This window comes from Streptomyces misionensis (assembly GCF_900104815.1).
Taxonomy (GTDB): Bacteria; Actinomycetota; Actinomycetes; order Streptomycetales; family Streptomycetaceae; genus Streptomyces; species Streptomyces misionensis.
Window position 1 is genome coordinate 4179874 of sequence record NZ_FNTD01000004.1, and the last position, 16756, is coordinate 4196629.

At 72.6% G+C, this 16756-nt stretch carries 12 protein-coding genes and 3 tRNA genes; 11 read left to right on the forward strand and 4 right to left on the reverse strand.

What is annotated here, in order from left to right; genetic code table 11:
• Positions 1-16: 16 nt before the first annotated feature.
• From BLW85_RS20605 to BLW85_RS20625, 5 genes are all read left to right on the forward strand, one after another.
• Positions 17-2332 carry a DNA polymerase III subunit gamma and tau gene (locus BLW85_RS20605; protein ID WP_074992809.1) on the forward strand — a complete coding sequence of 772 codons (2316 nt, stop codon included), beginning with the start codon at positions 17-19 and terminating at the stop codon, positions 2330-2332.
• Positions 2333-2442: 110 nt separating this feature from the next.
• Positions 2443-3699 (forward strand): phosphoribosylamine--glycine ligase, encoded by a 1257-nt coding sequence (gene purD / locus BLW85_RS20610; protein ID WP_074992810.1) that lies wholly within the window; start codon positions 2443-2445, stop codon positions 3697-3699.
• A 297-nt stretch (positions 3700-3996) separates the two neighbouring features.
• Entirely contained in the window at positions 3997-5814 is a 1818-nt protein-coding gene (locus tag BLW85_RS20615) for a M48 family metalloprotease (RefSeq protein ID WP_074992811.1), read from the forward strand.
• A gap of 211 nt (positions 5815-6025) precedes the next feature.
• Positions 6026-7522, forward strand: coding sequence for a N,N-dimethylformamidase beta subunit family domain-containing protein (locus BLW85_RS20620; RefSeq protein ID WP_074992812.1), 1497 nt, complete (start codon positions 6026-6028; stop codon positions 7520-7522).
• A gap of 100 nt (positions 7523-7622) precedes the next feature.
• Entirely contained in the window at positions 7623-8522 is a 900-nt protein-coding gene (locus BLW85_RS20625) for a phosphoribosylaminoimidazolesuccinocarboxamide synthase (protein WP_070028671.1), read from the forward strand.
• A gap of 43 nt (positions 8523-8565) precedes the next feature.
• On the opposite strand, the gene BLW85_RS20630 is transcribed toward BLW85_RS20625, so the two are convergent.
• The 4 genes from BLW85_RS20630 to BLW85_RS20645 all read right to left on the reverse strand — a co-directional run bounded on the left by BLW85_RS20630 (position 8566) and on the right by BLW85_RS20645 (position 9960).
• Positions 8566-8641: transfer RNA gene (locus BLW85_RS20630), tRNA-Gly, on the reverse strand.
• 559 nt (positions 8642-9200) lie between these two features.
• Positions 9201-9276, reverse strand: a tRNA-Gly gene (locus tag BLW85_RS20635).
• A gap of 82 nt (positions 9277-9358) precedes the next feature.
• Positions 9359-9430: transfer RNA gene (locus BLW85_RS20640), tRNA-Gly, on the reverse strand.
• 212 nt (positions 9431-9642) lie between these two features.
• Entirely contained in the window at positions 9643-9960 is a 318-nt protein-coding gene (locus BLW85_RS20645) for a histone-like nucleoid-structuring protein Lsr2 (RefSeq protein WP_031164632.1), read from the reverse strand.
• 311 nt (positions 9961-10271) lie between these two features.
• On the opposite strand from BLW85_RS20645, the gene purS reads away from it, so the two are divergent.
• The 6 genes from purS to purF all read left to right on the forward strand — a co-directional run bounded on the left by purS (position 10272) and on the right by purF (position 16722).
• Entirely contained in the window at positions 10272-10544 is a 273-nt protein-coding gene (gene purS / locus BLW85_RS20650; RefSeq protein ID WP_037650676.1) for a phosphoribosylformylglycinamidine synthase subunit PurS, read from the forward strand.
• A complete protein-coding gene (gene purQ / locus BLW85_RS20655; RefSeq protein WP_070028672.1) occupies positions 10541-11221 on the forward strand; it encodes a phosphoribosylformylglycinamidine synthase subunit PurQ in 681 nt (226 codons plus the stop codon). Before purS ends, purQ begins: the two co-directional genes overlap by 4 nt.
• The gene (gene purL / locus BLW85_RS20660; protein WP_070028673.1) at positions 11218-13476 is read left to right on the forward strand and encodes a phosphoribosylformylglycinamidine synthase subunit PurL; all 2259 of its coding nucleotides are present in this window, start codon (positions 11218-11220) and stop codon (positions 13474-13476) included. The genes purQ and purL overlap by 4 nt, the downstream gene beginning before the upstream one ends.
• 224 nt (positions 13477-13700) lie before the next feature.
• Positions 13701-14498: a maleylpyruvate isomerase family mycothiol-dependent enzyme gene (locus BLW85_RS20665; RefSeq protein WP_070028674.1), complete on the forward strand. Its 798-nt coding sequence runs from the start codon at positions 13701-13703 to the stop codon at positions 14496-14498.
• A 119-nt stretch (positions 14499-14617) separates the two neighbouring features.
• On the forward strand, positions 14618-14989 hold the full coding sequence (locus BLW85_RS20670; protein ID WP_244174891.1) for an META domain-containing protein: 372 nt from the start codon (positions 14618-14620) through the stop codon (positions 14987-14989).
• A gap of 203 nt (positions 14990-15192) precedes the next feature.
• Positions 15193-16722 carry an amidophosphoribosyltransferase gene (gene purF, locus BLW85_RS20675; protein WP_070028676.1) on the forward strand — a complete coding sequence of 510 codons (1530 nt, stop codon included), beginning with the start codon at positions 15193-15195 and terminating at the stop codon, positions 16720-16722.
• Positions 16723-16756: the final 34 nt, after the last annotated feature.

Here is a 16756-nt window from a genome sequence, read left to right on the forward strand (position 1 = left end):
CTATAACCTCGTAAGCGTGTCGTCTCTCGCGCTGTACCGCCGCTACCGTCCGGAGACCTTTGCCGAGGTCATCGGGCAGGAGCATGTCACCGACCCGCTGCAGCAGGCGCTGCGGAACAACCGGGTCAATCACGCGTACCTGTTCAGCGGGCCGCGTGGATGCGGGAAGACCACCAGCGCGCGCATCCTCGCCCGCTGCCTGAACTGTGAGCAGGGCCCCACCCCGACCCCGTGCGGCGAGTGCCAGTCGTGCCGGGACCTGGCGCGCAACGGCCCGGGCTCCATCGACGTCATCGAGATCGACGCCGCCTCCCACGGTGGCGTGGACGACGCCCGTGAGCTGCGCGAGAAGGCCTTCTTCGGACCGGCCGGCAGCCGGTACAAGATCTACATCATCGACGAGGCCCACATGGTCACGTCGGCCGGCTTCAACGCGCTGCTGAAGGTGGTCGAGGAGCCGCCGGAGCACCTCAAGTTCATCTTCGCCACCACCGAGCCCGAGAAGGTCATCGGCACCATCCGGTCCCGGACCCACCACTACCCCTTCCGGCTGGTGCCGCCCGGCACCCTGCGGGACTACCTCGGCGAGGTGTGCCAGAAGGAGGACATCCCCGTCGAGGACGGCGTGCTCCCGCTCGTCGTGCGCGCCGGCGCCGGATCCGTCCGTGACTCCATGTCGGTCATGGACCAGCTCCTCGCGGGCGCGGGCGCGGACGGTGTGACGTACGCCATGGCCACCGCCCTCCTCGGTTACACCGACGGCTCCCTCCTCGACTCCGTCGTGGAGGCCTTCGCCACCGGGGACGGGGCGGCGGCCTTCGAGGTCGTGGACCGCGTCATCGAGGGCGGCAACGACCCGCGGCGCTTCGTCGCCGACCTGCTCGAACGGCTCCGGGACCTGGTGATCCTCGCCGCCGTCCCCGACGCCGTCGACAAGGGGCTCATCGACGCCCCGGCCGACGTGCTGGAGCGCATGCAGGCCCAGGCCTCCACCTTCGGCGCCGCCGAGCTGAGCCGCGCCGCCGACCTGGTCAACGAGGGCCTGACCGAGATGCGCGGCGCCACCTCGCCCCGCCTCCAGCTCGAACTCATCTGCGCCCGTGTGCTGCTCCCCGCCGCCTACGGCGACGAGCGCTCCGTCATGGCCCGCCTCGACCGCCTGGAGCGCGGCGTCAACTTCTCCGGCGGCGCCGGTGCCCCGGCCATGGGGTACGTCCCCGGGCCGGAGGCGCACGGCGGCGCCCCGGCCGCGGCGGTGCCGCTCGGCGGAGGACCCGCGGCGGCGCGGGCGGCCGTGCGGGCCCAGGGCGCCGGCCCCGGTGCGGGCGCCGCGGCACCGGCACCGGCACCCACTCCGGCACCGGCACCGGCACCCACTCCGGCACCGGCACCCACTCCGGCACCGGCACCCGCTCCGGCACCCGCGGCCCCGCCCGCCCCCGTCCCCGCCGCGCCTGCCGTCGCGCCCGCGGCCCAGGCGGCGCCCGCGCCCGCCCCCGCCGGCCAAGCGGCCCCCGCCCCGGTCGCCGCTCCCGGCGCCTGGCCCACCGCCGCTCCCGCCGGTGGCGGGCGGCGCCCCGGCGGCTGGCCCACGGCCGCCGCGCCGGGCGGGCCCCAGGGCCAGGCCCCGGCCCAGAGCGGGCCCCCGGCCGGTGCGCGGTCGGCCCCCGCCCCGGCGGCGGCCCCGCAACCCCCCGCGGCCGCCCCCGCCGGCGGTCTCGACCCCGGCGTGCTCTGGCCGAACATCCTGGAGGCCGTCAAGAACCGCCGGCGCTTCACCTGGATCCTGCTCAGCCAGAACGCCCAGGTGACCGGCTTCGACGGCACCACCCTCCAGCTCGGCTTCGTCAACGCCGGCGCCCGGGACAACTTCGCCGGCAGCGGCAGCGAGGACGTGCTGCGGGCCGCGCTGGCCGAGCAGTTCAACGTGCACTGGAAGATCGAGGCGATCGTCGACCCGTCCGGCGGCGGCTCCGCGCCCCCGGCCCCGGGCGGCTCCGGCTTCGGCGGCGGCGGTCACGGCGGCCCCGGCGGCGGTGGTCACGGCGGCCCCGGCGCGGGCGCGTCCGGCGGCGGTGGATACGGCGCACCCGCCGCGGCCCGGCCCGCCACAACCGCCCCGTCCGCACCGCAGGCCCCCGCCGCTCCCCGCACGGCATCCGGCCCGGCCGCGCCCCGGCCCGCCGCGGCCCCCGAGCCGCCGCCCGTCTCCATCGAGGACGACATCCCCGAGGACGACGACCCCGACCTGGACGAGTCGGCCCTCTCCGGGCACGAACTGATCGTGCGGGAGCTGGGGGCCACGGTGGTGGAGGAGTTCACCAACGAGTGACGGGTGCCGGGCACCCGGTGACGGGCGGCGGGTCGCGAGGCCGTCCCTTGGAGGAACCTACGGCTTCCCCGGCCCCCGGCCTTCGGCAACCTTGCCATTAGGCTGACCCCGTGAAGGTCCTCGTCATCGGCAGCGGCGCCCGCGAACACGCCCTGTGCCGCTCCCTGTCCCTCGATCCCGACGTCACCGCGCTGCACTGCGCCCCCGGCAACGCCGGCATCGCCGAGGTCGCCGAGCTGCACCAGGTCGACGCGCTCGACGGTGCCGCGGTGACCGCGCTGGCGCAGCGGCTCGGCGCCGAGCTGGTCGTCGTCGGCCCGGAGGCCCCGCTGGTCGCCGGGGTCGCCGACGCCGTGCGCGCGGCGGGCATCCCGGTGTTCGGCCCGTCCGGCGAGGCCGCCCGGCTGGAGGGCTCCAAGGCCTTCGCCAAGGACGTCATGGCCTCGGCCGGGGTGCCGACCGCCCGGTCGTACGTCTGCACCACCGCGGAGGAGGTCGCCCGGGCCCTCGACGCCTTCGGCGCTCCCTATGTCGTCAAGGACGACGGGCTCGCGGCCGGCAAGGGCGTGGTGGTCACCGACGACCCGGACGCCGCCAAGGCGCACGCGGCCGCCTGCGAGCGCGTGGTGATCGAGGAGTTCCTCGACGGCCCCGAGGTGTCCCTGTTCGCGGTCACCGACGGCGAGACCGTCGTACCGCTCCAGCCCGCGCAGGACTTCAAGCGCGCCCTCGACGGCGACGAGGGCCCCAACACCGGCGGCATGGGCGCCTATTCGCCGCTGCCCTGGGCCGACCCGAAGCTGGTCGACGAGGTGCAGCGCACGGTGCTCCAGCCGACGGTGGACGAGCTGCGGCGGCGCGGCACGCCGTTCTCCGGCCTGCTCTACGCCGGTCTGGCGATCACCGGCCGGGGAGTGCGGGTCATCGAGTTCAACGCCCGCTTCGGCGACCCGGAGACCCAGGTCGTGCTGGCCCGCCTGAAGACCCCGCTGGCCGGGCTGCTGATGGCCGCCGCCACCGGCAACCTCGCCGACCTGCCGCCGCTGCGCTGGAGCGAGGACGCGGCCGTCACCGTCGTCGTCGCCTCGCACAACTACCCCGGCACCCCGCGCACCGGCGACCCGATCACCGGTCTGGACGAGGTGGCCGCCGAGGACGCCCCGCACGCCTACGTGCTGCACGCGGGCACCCGGCAGGACGGCGACGCGGTGGTCAGCGCGGGCGGGCGCGTGCTGTCCGTCACCGCGACCGGCAAGGACCTGACCGAGGCGCGCGAGCGGGCGTACCGGGCGGTGGGCCGGATCCGGCTCGACGGCTCGCAGCACCGCACGGACATCGCGGCCAAGGCGGCGGCCCAGGCGGTCTGACCGGCCGTCCCGTACCGCCGGGCGAACCCCGCACGACCCTGGAAGAACCCCTCGGGCCCCGGAGTAAATCCGGGGCCTGATCTTTGCTGTCTGTCACCCAGCTCTGACCAAAGCCATTCCATCGAGTGAGCAATCGCCCATACGGCTGACGCGGGCCGGGGCCGCAACTAGGGTGCCGCGCAAGCGTTCCGGCACTTGGCCCACCGGCATTGCGTTGTCAGTGACGAGTGCCACAGTGGGGGAGTGAACAGCGCCAGGACAGCACGGCATCGGCAGGGGAGGGGGTGAGGTCGGCACGTGAGCGGAATCGGTGTGGAAGCGGGCGCGCAGGCCGCGCGCTCCCGGGCCCTCGCGGTGCTGCGCGTCCGGGGCCGGGCCCTGGGCGTGGCCGTGCTGCCCGCGGGCGCCGAGGTGATCCTGCTGGCCGGTGCGGTCACCGGCCACCTGGTCGGCCCGGGGTGGGACGCCGCCCGCTGGGCCGTGGGCGTGCTCGCGGTCCTCGTCCTGCTGGCCACCGCCGGGATCGCCCTGGTCGTCTCCCGGGCCCGTCCCGCCACGAGCCCCACGGTGCCGGTCCCCGAGGAGTCCGCCCCCGACCTGTACCGGATGGTGCGCGACCTCGCCGAGCGGCTGGAGGTGCCGGCGCCCTCCGCCATAGCCCTCACCCCGGACTGCGACAGCTGGCTGGAGGACCGGGCCCACGCGGCCCACGGCCCGCCGCCGCGCCCCGGGCCCGGTGAGGCGGACATACCGGGCGAGTCGCGCCGTTCCCCGCGCCGGGTGCCGGTCGCCCCGGTCCTCGTCATCGGCTCCCCGTTCCTGTGGTGGATGCGGGTCGGCGAGCTGCGCGCGGTCCTCGCCCCGGTCGTCGCCGGTACGGGCCCCTCGGCGCACCCCGACATAGCCGCCGCCCGCCGTTTCGTGCACGGTCTGGACGCCACGGCGGCCATAGCCGCCACCCCCGGCCGGGGGCCGCTGGCCCGAGCGGCGTGCGCGGTCCTCGGCCGGGTGGCCCGGCTGCTGCTGGGCGCCTGCCGGGAGCACGCGGCACAACTGGAGCGCGGGGTCGCCGCGGCGGCGGCCGAGCGGGCGCAGGCGGTGGACTACGGCGCGCGGATCGTCGCCCAGGAGCAGGTCGGCCTCGCCTACGCCGGCTGGGACCGGCTGCTGACCCGGGTGGCGCTGCCCGCCTGGCGGATGGGGCGCTGGCCCTCCCGGCTGGACGCGGGCGTGGTGGCTGCCCTCACCGAGCTGGCCCGGCGCGACCGGCTCGCCGAGGGCTTCGCCTCCCGCCTCGGCGAGCGGCCCGCCTGCGACCTCCTGGAGGAGCCCGGCACGGTGGACGAGGCCGCCTCGCTGCTCGCCGCGCGCCTCTTCCACGGCGGCCCCGCCGAGTGCGGCCCCGACTGGGCGCCGGTGGACTGGCAGTCGTACCCGGAGGAGGTCGTGGACCGGACCTGGCGCACCGACGCGGCCCGTCTGCACCGCGTCCTGGACTCCCTCGGCGCCCGGCCCGCCCGGCCCGCCCCCACCCTCTCCCGCGTCCTGGACCACCTCACCGAGCCCCCCGCCGCCCTCGCACCGGCCCACGCCGACGACGACGCGGGCAGCGCGTCCACCGGCGCCGCACCGGCCCCGGCCGCCCCCGGCTCCGCGCTCGTCCCGTACGACCACGCGCCCGACGGCCCGGACGAGGACCCGGAGGAGGACCCCGGCACCGAACGCAGCGCCGTCCTCGCCGCCGGCCTGAGCGCCGCGGTGGCCCGCGAGGAGACGGCCGTGCCGCGGGGCGCCACCGCCGCGGGACAGGGACCGCCGAGCACCCTCTGGGACGGCGGCGCGCTGCCGCTGGTCCCCCTGCAACCCCCGCGCACCGCCCGCGAACTGCTCGCCGACCACGTCACGGCGATGGTGTGCTGCGCGGCCGTGGACACCGCCGGCGCGGTCCCGGCCCTGGACTGGCTGGACGGCCCCTCCCTGCTGCTGCACGGCGAGCGGGCGGCCGATCTCACCCCCCGGGTGCTGAGCCTGATCGAGCGGGGCGACCCGGGTCCGCTGCGCGACTGGCTGGCCGCCGCGGGCATACGCCCCGAGAAGCCGATACGCCTCGTCTGACCGGTTCCGGTTGCCACTTGGGCTGATGTGCCACTCGGGTTGATTTGCCACTTAGGTTAATTCGCAACGAATGGTGACCGTCCCCGTGCTTTATGTGATGTGCTGGGGACCATCACGCACCTGGCAAAGGCATGCGACATACGACAGCACGGCCGAGCACCGCGAGCCCCGCCCGAACAGGACACGGTGGGCTCGGGGGAGGGGAGCGACCATGGCCTCGGACCACATCCGCCGCTGGGAGTCCGGAGCGCTCGCGCACGCCGTGACGGACCCCTTCGGCCTGGGCCCGGTGCCCTGGCTGCGCGGCAGCGAGACGTATTTCGACGACACCGGTCATGTGGTGCCCTGGTACGTCGAGGCCGTCCCCCAGCAGCACACCACGGCGGCCGGACGCGTCCCCGCGCCGCGCACCTCCCCGGGCGGCCCCCGCTCGGCCGACGACGTGCACCGGCAGATCAAGGGCTTCACCGCCACCGGCGCGGTCGCGCCCGGCGAGGCGATCGACTTCCACATCACGGTCGACCCGCCGCAGGAGTTCTCCGTCGACATCTACCGGATCGGCCACTACGCGGGCGACGGCGCCGCCCAGATCACCACCAGCCCCCGGCTGTCCGGCATCGTGCAGCCCCAGCCGCTGGCCGCCGACCGCACGGTCTCCTGCCACCACTGGTGGCTGTCCTGGCGCCTCCAGATCCCCTCGCACTGGAGCGTGGGCGCCTATGTGGCCGTGCTGACGACCGCCGACGGCTACCGCTCCCACGTGCCGTTCACCGTCCGCGACGACCGCCCGGCCGATCTGCTCCTGCTGCTGCCCGACGTCACCTGGCAGGCGTACAACCTCTATCCGGAGGACGGGCACACCGGCGCCAGCCTCTACCACGCCTGGGACGAACAGGGCCGGCTGCTCGGCGAGGCCGACGCGGCGACCACGGTCTCCTTCGACCGGCCGTACGCGGGCGCGGGCCTGCCGCTGCACGTCGGGCACGCCTACGACGTCATCCGCTGGGCCGAGCGCTACGGCTACGACCTCGCCTACGCCGACGCCCGCGATCTGCACGCCGGCCGCGTCGACCCCACCCGCTACCGGGGCCTGATCTTCCCGGGCCACGACGAGTACTGGACGGGCCCCATGCGCCGCGCGGCCGAGCGGGCCCGCGACCACGGCACCTCACTGGTCTTCCTCTCCGCCAACACCATGTACTGGCAGGTCGAGTTGGGGCCGTCGCCGTCCGGAGTACCCGACCGGCTGCTGACCTGCCGCAAGCGCAAGGGCCCCGGCAGGCCGGTGCTGTGGCGGGAGGTCGACCGGCCGGAACAGGAGCTGATCGGCATTCAATACGCGGGCCGGGTGCCCGAACCGCGCCCGCTGATCGTGCGCAACGCCGGGCACTGGCTGTGGGAGGCGACCGGCGCGCACGAGGGCGACGAGATCCCGGGTCTGGTCGCCGGCGAGGCCGACCGGTACTTCCCGCGCACCCCGCTGCCCGAGCACGACGAGCGCATCCTGCTCGCCCACTCCCCGTACACCGACACCACCGGCACGCCGCGCCACCAGGAGACCTCCCTGTACCGCGCCCCCTCGGGCGCCTGGGTGTTCGCCTCCGGCACCTTCGCCTGGTCCCCGGCCCTGGACCGCCCCGGCCATGTGGACCCCCGTATCCAGCGCGCCACGGCCAATCTCCTGGACCGCATCTGCAAACGCGACTGACGCGCCCGGTCCCGGGGTGCCCCCGGACCCACCCCCCGACCGCGGTTCACCTCCCATAAGGGAGAATCGAGGCACTTGGACAGAACCACGGGGAGGAACCGTGTCCGGATTCGTAGAAAAGCCCGAGCCGACGGAGGTTCCGGGCCTGGTGCACCTGCACACCGGAAAGGTGCGGGACCTGTACCGGAACGAGGCGGGCGACCTCGTGATGGTCGCCAGCGACCGCATCTCCGCCTATGACTGGGTACTCCCCACCGAGATCCCCGACAAGGGCCGCGTCCTCACCCAGCTCTCCCTGTGGTGGTTCGACCAGCTGCGCGACCTGGCCCCCAACCATGTGATCTCCGCCGAGCTGCCCGCGGGCGCCCCGGCCGACTGGGCGGGCCGCACCCTCGTGTGCAAGTCGCTGAAGATGGTCCCGGTCGAGTGCGTGGCCCGCGGCTACCTCACCGGCTCGGGCCTGGTGGAGTACAACGAGTCCCGGACCGTCTGCGGCCTCGCCCTCCCCGAAGGTCTCGTCGACGGTTCCGAGCTGCCCGCCCCGATCTTCACCCCGGCCACCAAGGCCGAGGTCGGCGAGCACGACGAGAACGTCTCCTACGAGGAGGTCGCCCGCCAGGTCGGCGCCGAGACCGCCGCCCAGCTGCGCCAGACCACCCTCGCCGTGTACTCCCGGGCCCGGGACATCGCCCGCGACCGGGGGATCGTCCTGGCCGACACCAAGTTCGAGTTCGGCTTCGACGGCGACGAGCTGGTCCTCGCCGACGAGGTGCTCACCCCGGACTCCTCCCGCTTCTGGCCGGCCGACGAGTGGCAGCCGGGCCGGGCGCAGCCGTCGTACGACAAGCAGTTCGTGCGTGACTGGCTGACCTCCGCCGAGTCCGGCTGGGACCGCAGGAGCGAGCAGCCCCCGCCGCCGCTGCCGCAGCAGGTGGTGGACGCCACGCGCGCCAAGTACGTGGAGGCCTACGAGCGCCTGACCGGCACCCGCTGGTCCTAGGGAACGAAGAAGACCCCGGTCCAGTGGACCGGGGTCTTTTCCGTGGAGCGGACGACGAGGCTCGAACTCGCGACCTCAACCTTGGCAAGGTTGCGCTCTACCAACTGAGCTACGTCCGCACTGCGCCGTGGCGCGACAGCTACTATACCCAACCTCGCTCGGGTGTGAGACGCACTGTCGCGTGCCGGTACCCGCACCGATCTTGGTGCCGGTCGGGGGAGCGAGTGCGGCACCGCACCCGGCGATCTCCGTGACCGGCGCCCGCCGGCGGCCGGTTCCCGTGCCCCTGCCTCCCGCACGGCCGGCGGCGAAACCCGGCGGAGACCGCGCCGGCCGCCAACTCGGGCTCCGCGCAACGGTTTCCGGTGCGCACGGTACGGACGGTCTCCGGGAGCCGCCGCCCACCGAGGGTCTTCGGTGCCAACCGGCACACCCCGCCGCGAGCGCCCGTTTCGGATGCCCGGGCCGCCGTGCCCGGTGCCGACCGGCGTCCGACGACCGGGCAGCTCGGCCCGGAAATGTGGCGACCGTCACGCCTCTCGCGCCGGGTGATCGTGGACCCCGTCGGCATTCGCCGGTCTCGACAGCGGGGAGATCTTCCGCGCGTGAGGGAGAAGCCGATTGCGCGTACGGCGGGGAAACGAAAAAACCCCGGTCACGAAGACCGGGGTTTTCCCTTGGAGCGGACGACGAGGCTCGAACTCGCGACCTCAACCTTGGCAAGGTTGCGCTCTACCAACTGAGCTACGTCCGCACTGCTCCCGACCGGCTCCCACCGATCGGTGCGAGCACCAGCCTACCTGATCCACAGGAGTGGTCGTGACGACCGGTGCCAGAGCGGGTGACAGGAATCGCACACTGCGCCTTCCCCCTGGAAGGGGGATGTTCTACTACTGAACTACACCCGCACGATCCTCGGGGTTTCGGCCTTTCGGCCTCGCCCCTCGGCGTGACTCAGACATTAGCTGATCAGCAGGGGGGTTGCGCAAGTCGGTTCCCCCGCGGGCCCTTCCCGGCTCCCCGGCGGGCCCGGCCGGCGTCTCGGAGCGGCCCAACCGCACGGCCCCCAGGGCCCGCTGACGGACCCTGAGAGCTGCCCCTTCGCGGGCCCTGTGTCGCCTCACTGCGCGGCGCTGAACGCCTCGTAGACCTTCTTGGGGATGCGCCCGCGTGCGGGGACGTCCATCTTGTTGGCCTGAGCCCAGGCGCGGACGGCCGCCGGATCGGGCGCCACCTCGGTCTGCTTGTACGCCTTGCCGGAGCGCGACCTCTTGCGCCCGGCCTCGACGTAGGGCGCGAGCGCCTTGCGCAGTTTCTTGGCGTTGGTTTCGTTCAGGTCGATCTCATACGACTTGCCGTCGAGTCCGAAGGCGATCGTTTCCGCCGCTTCCGAGCCGTCGATGTCGTCAAAGAGAGTGACCACGACCTTTTGCGCCACGAATATCGGTCCCTTCGTGCGGCACGTCGATACAGCTCAAGCGGCGTCGACGTACCGAGTATCGGCTATTGCCAATTTATTTGTACAGTGCCCGGCAATGCAATGTGAAGCCCGACTAAAACCGTCCGCGTGTCCGAGTGCAATAGGGGTTGCGGGCGGCCTGTCGAACTTTCCCAGAAATTTTCACGGTGGTCGGGCTCCGACACCCGATCGTGATGCGCCTCACGTAGTTTCCTCCAACTCTACCCGCGTAGAAATTTTGTGCGGGTAGTCTGAAGGAACCTGCTCAGCACCACACACCGGGAGTGCCAGTGGCACGCGTCGTAGTCGACGTCATGCTCAAGCCGGAGATCCTCGACCCCCAGGGCCAGGCGGTCCAGCGTGCGCTGCCGCGCCTGGGTTTCGAAGGGATCTCGGACGTACGTCAGGGAAAGCGATTCGAACTGGAAGTTGACGGGCCGGTCGACGAGGCCGCGCTCGCCCGCATCCGCGATCTCGCGGAATCCTTCCTCGCCAACACCGTGATCGAGGACTTCACCGTCAAGGTCGAAGAGGGTGCGGAAGTCGCGGAGGCGGCGAAGTGACCGCTCGTATTGGCGTCGTCACTTTCCCGGGAAGCCTGGACGACCGGGACACCCAGCGCGCGATCCGTCTCGCGGGCGCCGAACCGGTCGCCCTGTGGCACAAGGACAAGGACCTCAAGCAGGTCGACGCCGTGGTGCTGCCCGGCGGTTTCTCCTACGGCGACTATCTGCGCGCCGGCGCCATCTCCCGTTTCTCGCCGGTCATGGACACGGTCATCGAGCAGGCGAAGGCCGGTCTTCCGGTCCTCGGCATCTGCAACGGCTTCCAGGTCCTCACCGAGGCCCACCTCCTGCCGGGCGCGATGCTCGGCAACGACCACCTCCACTTCATCTGCCGCGACCAGAAGCTGCGGGTGGAGAACGCGGAGACGGCCTGGACCGGCGACTACCGCCAGGGCCAGGAGATCCACATCCCGCTGAAGAACATGGACGGCCGGTACGTCGCCGACTCGTACACGCTCGACAAGCTGGAGGCGGAGGGCCGCGTCGTCTTCCGCTACCTCGACTTCAACCCCAACGGCTCGCTCAACGACATCGCCGGCGTCACCAACGAGGCCGGCAACGTCGTCGGCCTGATGCCGCACCCCGAGCACGCCGTCGAGCCGCTGATCGGTACGGGCCGTACCGACGGCCTCCCCTTCTTCACCTCGATCCTCAAGAAGCTGGTCAACGCATGAGCCGGACGCCTCTGGACACGGTCGAGCACGCGGCCGCGACCCCCGACGTCGAGCTGCCCTGGGCCGAACTCGGCCTGAAGAAGGACGAGTACGAGCGGGTGGTGGAGATCCTCGGCCGCCGCCCGACCGGCGCGGAACTCGCCATGTACTCGGTCATGTGGTCCGAGCACTGCTCGTACAAGTCCTCCAAGGTCCACCTGCGCCAGTTCGGCGAGAAGGCGCCCGAGTCCGACGCGCTGCTCGTCGGCATCGGCGAGAACGCCGGCGTGGTGGACGTCGGCCAGGGCTACGCGGTCACCTTCAAGGTGGAGTCGCACAACCACCCCTCCTACGTCGAGCCCTACCAGGGCGCGGCCACGGGCGTGGGCGGCATCGTCCGCGACATCATCGCGATGGGCGCCCGCCCGGTCGCGGTGGTCGACCCGCTGCGCTTCGGCGCCGCCGACCACCCCGACACCAAGCGCGTCCTGCCCGGCGTGGTCGCGGGCATCGGCGGCTACGGCAACTGCCTGGGCCTGCCCAACATCGGCGGCGAGGTCGTCTTCGACGCCTGCTACCAGGGCAACCCGCTGGTCAACGCCGGTGCCATCGGTGTGATGCGGCACGAGGACATCCACCTCGCCAAGGCCTCCGGCGCCGGCAACCAGGTCATCCTGTACGGCGCCCGGACCGGCGGCGACGGCATCGGCGGCGCGTCGATCCTGGCGAGCGAGACCTTCGACGACGCCAAGCCGTCGAAGCGCCCGGCGGTCCAGGTCGGCGACCCCTTCCAGGAGAAGCTGCTCATCGAGTGCACCCTGGAGGCGTTCCGGGAGAAGCTGGTCGTCGGCATCCAGGACCTGGGCGCGGCCGGACTCTCCTGCGCCACCAGCGAGTTGGCGTCCAACGGCTCCGGCGGCATGCGCGTGACCCTGGACGACGTCCCGCTGCGCGACTCGACCCTGTCTCCTGAGGAGATCCTCATGAGCGAGTCGCAGGAGCGCATGTGCGCGGTCGTGGAGCCCGACAAGGTCGAGCGGTTCCTGGAGATCTGCGCCAAGTGGGACGTCATCGCCACCGTCATCGGCGAGGTGACCGACGGCGACCGGCTGGAGATCTTCTGGCACGGCGAGAAGATCGTGGACGTCGACCCGCGCACGGTGGCGCACGACGGCCCGGTCTACGAGCGCCCGTACGCCCGCCCCGACTGGCAGGACGCCCTCCAGGCCGACGACGCGAACAAGCTGCCGCGTCCGGCGACGTCGCAGGAGCTGAAGGACCAGGTCCTGAAGCTGGTCGCGTCCCCGAACCAGGCCTCCAAGAAGTGGATCACGCAGCAGTACGACCACTTCGTGCAGGGCAACACGGTGCTGGCCCAGCCCGAGGACTCGGGCATGATCCGCGTGGACGAGGAGACCGGTCTCGGCGTCGCCATCGCCACGGACGGCAACGGCCGGTACGCCAAGCTGGACCCGTACACGGGCGCGCAGCTGGCGCTGGCGGAGGCGTACCGCAACGTGGCGACGACGGGCGCGAAGCCGCTCGCGGTCTCGGACTGCCTGAACTTCGGCTCGCCGGAGGACCCGGCGGTGATGTGGCAGTTCGCGGAGGCGGTGCGCGGCCTCGCGGACGGCTGCAAGCAGCTGGGCACGCCGGTCACGGGCGGCAACGTCTCGCTGTACAACCAGACGGGCGAGGCGGCGATCCACCCGACGCCGGTCGTCGCGGTCCTCGGTGTGATCGACGACGTGGCCCGCCGCACCCCGGTCGCCTTCCAGGAGGAGGGCCAGCTGCTCTACCTCCTCGGCGAGACCCGCGAGGAGTTCGGCGGCTCGGCCTGGTCCCAGGTGATCCACGACCACCTCGGCGGCATGCCCCCGGCGGTGGACCTGGAGCGCGAGCGGCTGCTGGCCGAGATCCTGATCTCCGCCTCCCGCGACGGCATGATCGACTCGGCGCACGACCTGTCCGACGGCGGTCTGATCCAGGCGGTCGTGGAGTCCGCGCTGCTCGGTGACAAGGGCGCCCGCCTGATCGTCCCCGACGGCCTGGACGCCTTCACCTTCCTCCTCTCCGAGTCCGCGGGCCGCGCCCTCGTGGCCGTCCCGCGCTCGGAGGAGGTCCGCTTCAACGACATGTGTGCGGCCCGGGGTCTCCCGGTCACTCGCATCGGCGTGGTCGACGGCGACACGGTCGAGGTCCAGGGCGAGTTCACCCTCCCGCTGGCCGACCTGCGCGCGGCCCACGAGAACACGATCCCGTCCCTGCTGGCGTGACGGAGCCCCCGCCCGGACGACTCGTTCCGGGCGGGGGCCTCTCGCCGCGACGGAGGTTCGGCGGACGTCGTTCTCGAGACGGCGGAATCCCCGGCCGGCCGTACGCGGCCGGCTGCTCGTGCCGGTCCCGCCGGTCGGTGTCCCCGCGTTCGGTTGCCCGTCACCCACCCGGGTGGGCCGGCGGGAGCCTTCGCGCCCTCTCCTCGAGCGCATAGGCTCGCCCCATGCCTCCCGCCAGGAAACGTGCCCGCGCCTACGACCCCGCCCGCACCCGTGCCGCCGTGCTCGGTCAGTTCGAGGCCGTGCGGGATGCCGTACGGCGGCTGGACGACGCGCAGTTGGCGCTGCCCACGCGGCTCGACGGGTGGACGGTGCGGGAGTTGGTGGTGCACATCGGGATGGCGCTGACCGCCCTGCACCGCGCGGTGGCGCTGCCCGAGCCGGCCACGGCGGACGCCGTGCTGCTCGACTGGCCCTTCGCCACCGCCGCGAACTCCGCGGCCATCGACGCCTTCACCCGGGACCTCACGGCCGAGCACCCCGACCTCGACGCCTATCTCGCGGACATCGACGGCTCCCTGCGCGCCCTGCTCGCCGAGCAGCCCGGCACCCGGCTGCTGCCGACCAACGCGGGCGTCCTCCGGCTGGACGACTACCTGGTCACCCGTGCCGTGGAACTCGTCGTCCACACCGACGACCTGAACGCGGCCGTGCCGGGCCTCGACGTGCCGTTCGACCGGCAGGCGCTGGCCGCCGCCACCCGGCTGCTCGCGGACGCCCTCGCGGTGAAGGCGCCCGGTGGTTCCACCGAGGTGCGGGTGCCGCCGTACGCCGTGGTGCAGTGCGTCGAGGGGCCCCGGCACACCCGGGGCACCCCGCCCAACGTGGTGGAGACCGATCCGCTGACCTGGGTGCGGCTCGCCACCGGCCGTCTGGCCTGGCGGGAGGCGCTGGACGAGGCCAAGGTCAGCGCCGGCGGGGAGCGGGCCGACATCGGGGCGCTGCTGCCGGTCATGACCTGAGGGAACCGCCCCGGACGGTCCGCCGTCCAAGCGGTATGAAACGGTACAAAGCATCTGCGGTCTCCGTGCTCTTCCCCCTGCTGGTGGCCTGTGGGGCCACCCCGGCGCAGAGTGGATCCGTGAGTGTCGACGAACCCCTGACCGGCGTCGAGTGGCGGATCGTGAGCGTCACCAGCGACGGGACGACCCGGCCCGCCCCGGCCGCCGCCCGCCTGCGCATCGACGCGGCCGCGGGGGCGGCCGGAACCGCCGCCGGCAACCTCGGCTGCAACGCCTTCAGCGCCCCCGTCACCCTGCACGGCGACCGCATCGGCTTCGGCGCGCTGCGCACCACCAAAATGGCCTGTGACAGTGCCCGGATGGCCTTCGAACGGACCCTGGCCGGGCTGCTGGGCGGCCGGACGCTCACCGGGACGAGTGAGGACGGCAAGCTCACGCTCACCACCAGTCACGGCGACCGCGTGAACCTCACCCGCAGCACACCCGAATGATGTGCGACACCTCACTCACGCATACGGCCAAACCGCCCGGGCATCGGGCGCGCCCGCCCGCCCGACGCCACGCCGGTCGCCGATAAAAACCCGCTGACCTGCGTAAACGCGGAAAGCGACAACCTGATCGGTAAACCACCCGTCCGTTACGACCGCGTATCCCCAATTCGGACCAGTGGTCGACCTCGCCTACACTCGGTGCTGTGCCACGTGGTGACGGTCGACTCAATCACGACCTGCTCCCCGGTGAGAAAGGCCCCCAGGACGCGTGTGGCGTCTTCGGTGTCTGGGCTCCGGGTGAAGAGGTCGCAAAGCTCACGTACTTCGGGCTCTACGCCCTCCAGCACCGGGGTCAGGAATCCGCGGGAATCGCGGTCAGCAATGGCTCCCAGATCCTCGTCTTCAAGGACATGGGCCTGGTCTCCCAGGTCTTCGACGAGACCTCTCTCGGTTCGCTCCAGGGTCATATCGCGGTCGGTCACGCCCGCTACTCGACCACCGGCGCCTCCGTGTGGGAGAACGCCCAGCCGACGTTCCGCGCCACCGCGCACGGCTCGATCGCGCTCGGCCACAACGGCAACCTGGTCAACACGGCGCAGCTCGCCGAGATGGTCGCCGAACTGCCGAACGACAACAACAGCCGCTCCACCCGGGTCGCGGCCACCAACGACACCGACCTGCTGACGGCCCTGCTGGCCGCCCAGGTCGACGAGGACGGCAAGCCGCTGACCATCGAGGAGGCCGCCCAGCAGGTCCTCCCGAAGATCCGGGGCGCCTTCTCGCTCGTCTTCATGGACGAGCACACCCTCTACGCCGGCCGCGACCCGCAGGGCATCCGCCCGCTGGTCCTCGGCCGTCTGGAGCGCGGCTGGGTGGTCGCCTCCGAGACCGCCGCCCTCGACATCGTGGGCGCCAGCTTCGTCCGGGAGATCGAGCCGGGCGAGTTCGTCGCCATCGACGAGAACGGTCTGCGCAGCTCGCGGTTCGCGGAAGCAAAGCCCAAGGGCTGTGTCTTCGAGTACGTGTACCTGGCCCGCCCGGACACCGACATCGCCGGCCGGAACGTGTACCTCTCCCGCGTGGAGATGGGCCGCCGGCTCGCCAAGGAGGCCCCGGTCGAGGCCGATCTGGTGATAGCGACCCCGGAGTCGGGCACCCCGGCCGCCATCGGCTACGCGGAGGCCTCCGGCATCCCCTTCGGCGCCGGTCTGGTGAAGAACGCCTACGTGGGCCGCACCTTCATCCAGCCCTCGCAGACCATCCGCCAGCTGGGCATCCGGCTGAAGCTGAACCCGCTCAAGGAAGTCATCAAGGGCAAGCGCCTGGTCGTCGTGGACGACTCGATCGTGCGCGGCAACACCCAGCGCGCCCTGGTCCGCATGCTCCGCGAGGCGGGCGCGGCCGAGGTGCACATCCGGATCTCCTCGCCGCCCGTGAAGTGGCCCTGCTTCTTCGGCATCGACTTCGCGACCCGCGCGGAGCTGATCGCCAACGGCATGACGATCGACGAGATCGGCACCAGCCTCGGCGCCGACTCGCTCGCCTACATCTCCATCGACGGCATGATCGACGCGACCACCATCGCGAAGCCGAACCTGTGCCGCGCCTGCTTCGACGGCGAGTACCCGATGGAACTGCCGGACCCGGAGCTGCTCGGCAAGCAGCTGCTGGAGACCGAGCTGGCGGCCGGTCCGGCCGAAACGGCCGCGGCCGACGCGATCCGCCGCCCGTAACACCCCGCAGTACGACACGAAAGCTCTCACAGTC

Excerpts from the sequence above, each read along its gene's own strand:
- BLW85_RS20620 (WP_074992812.1), top strand. The coding sequence starts at position 6,026 with ATGGCCTCGGACCACATCCGCCGCTGGGAGTCCGGAGCGCTCGCGCAC.
- purL (WP_070028673.1), top strand. The coding sequence starts at position 11,218 with ATGAGCCGGACGCCTCTGGACACGGTCGAGCACGCGGCCGCGACCCCC.
- BLW85_RS20665 (WP_070028674.1), top strand. The coding sequence starts at position 13,701 with ATGCCTCCCGCCAGGAAACGTGCCCGCGCCTACGACCCCGCCCGCACC.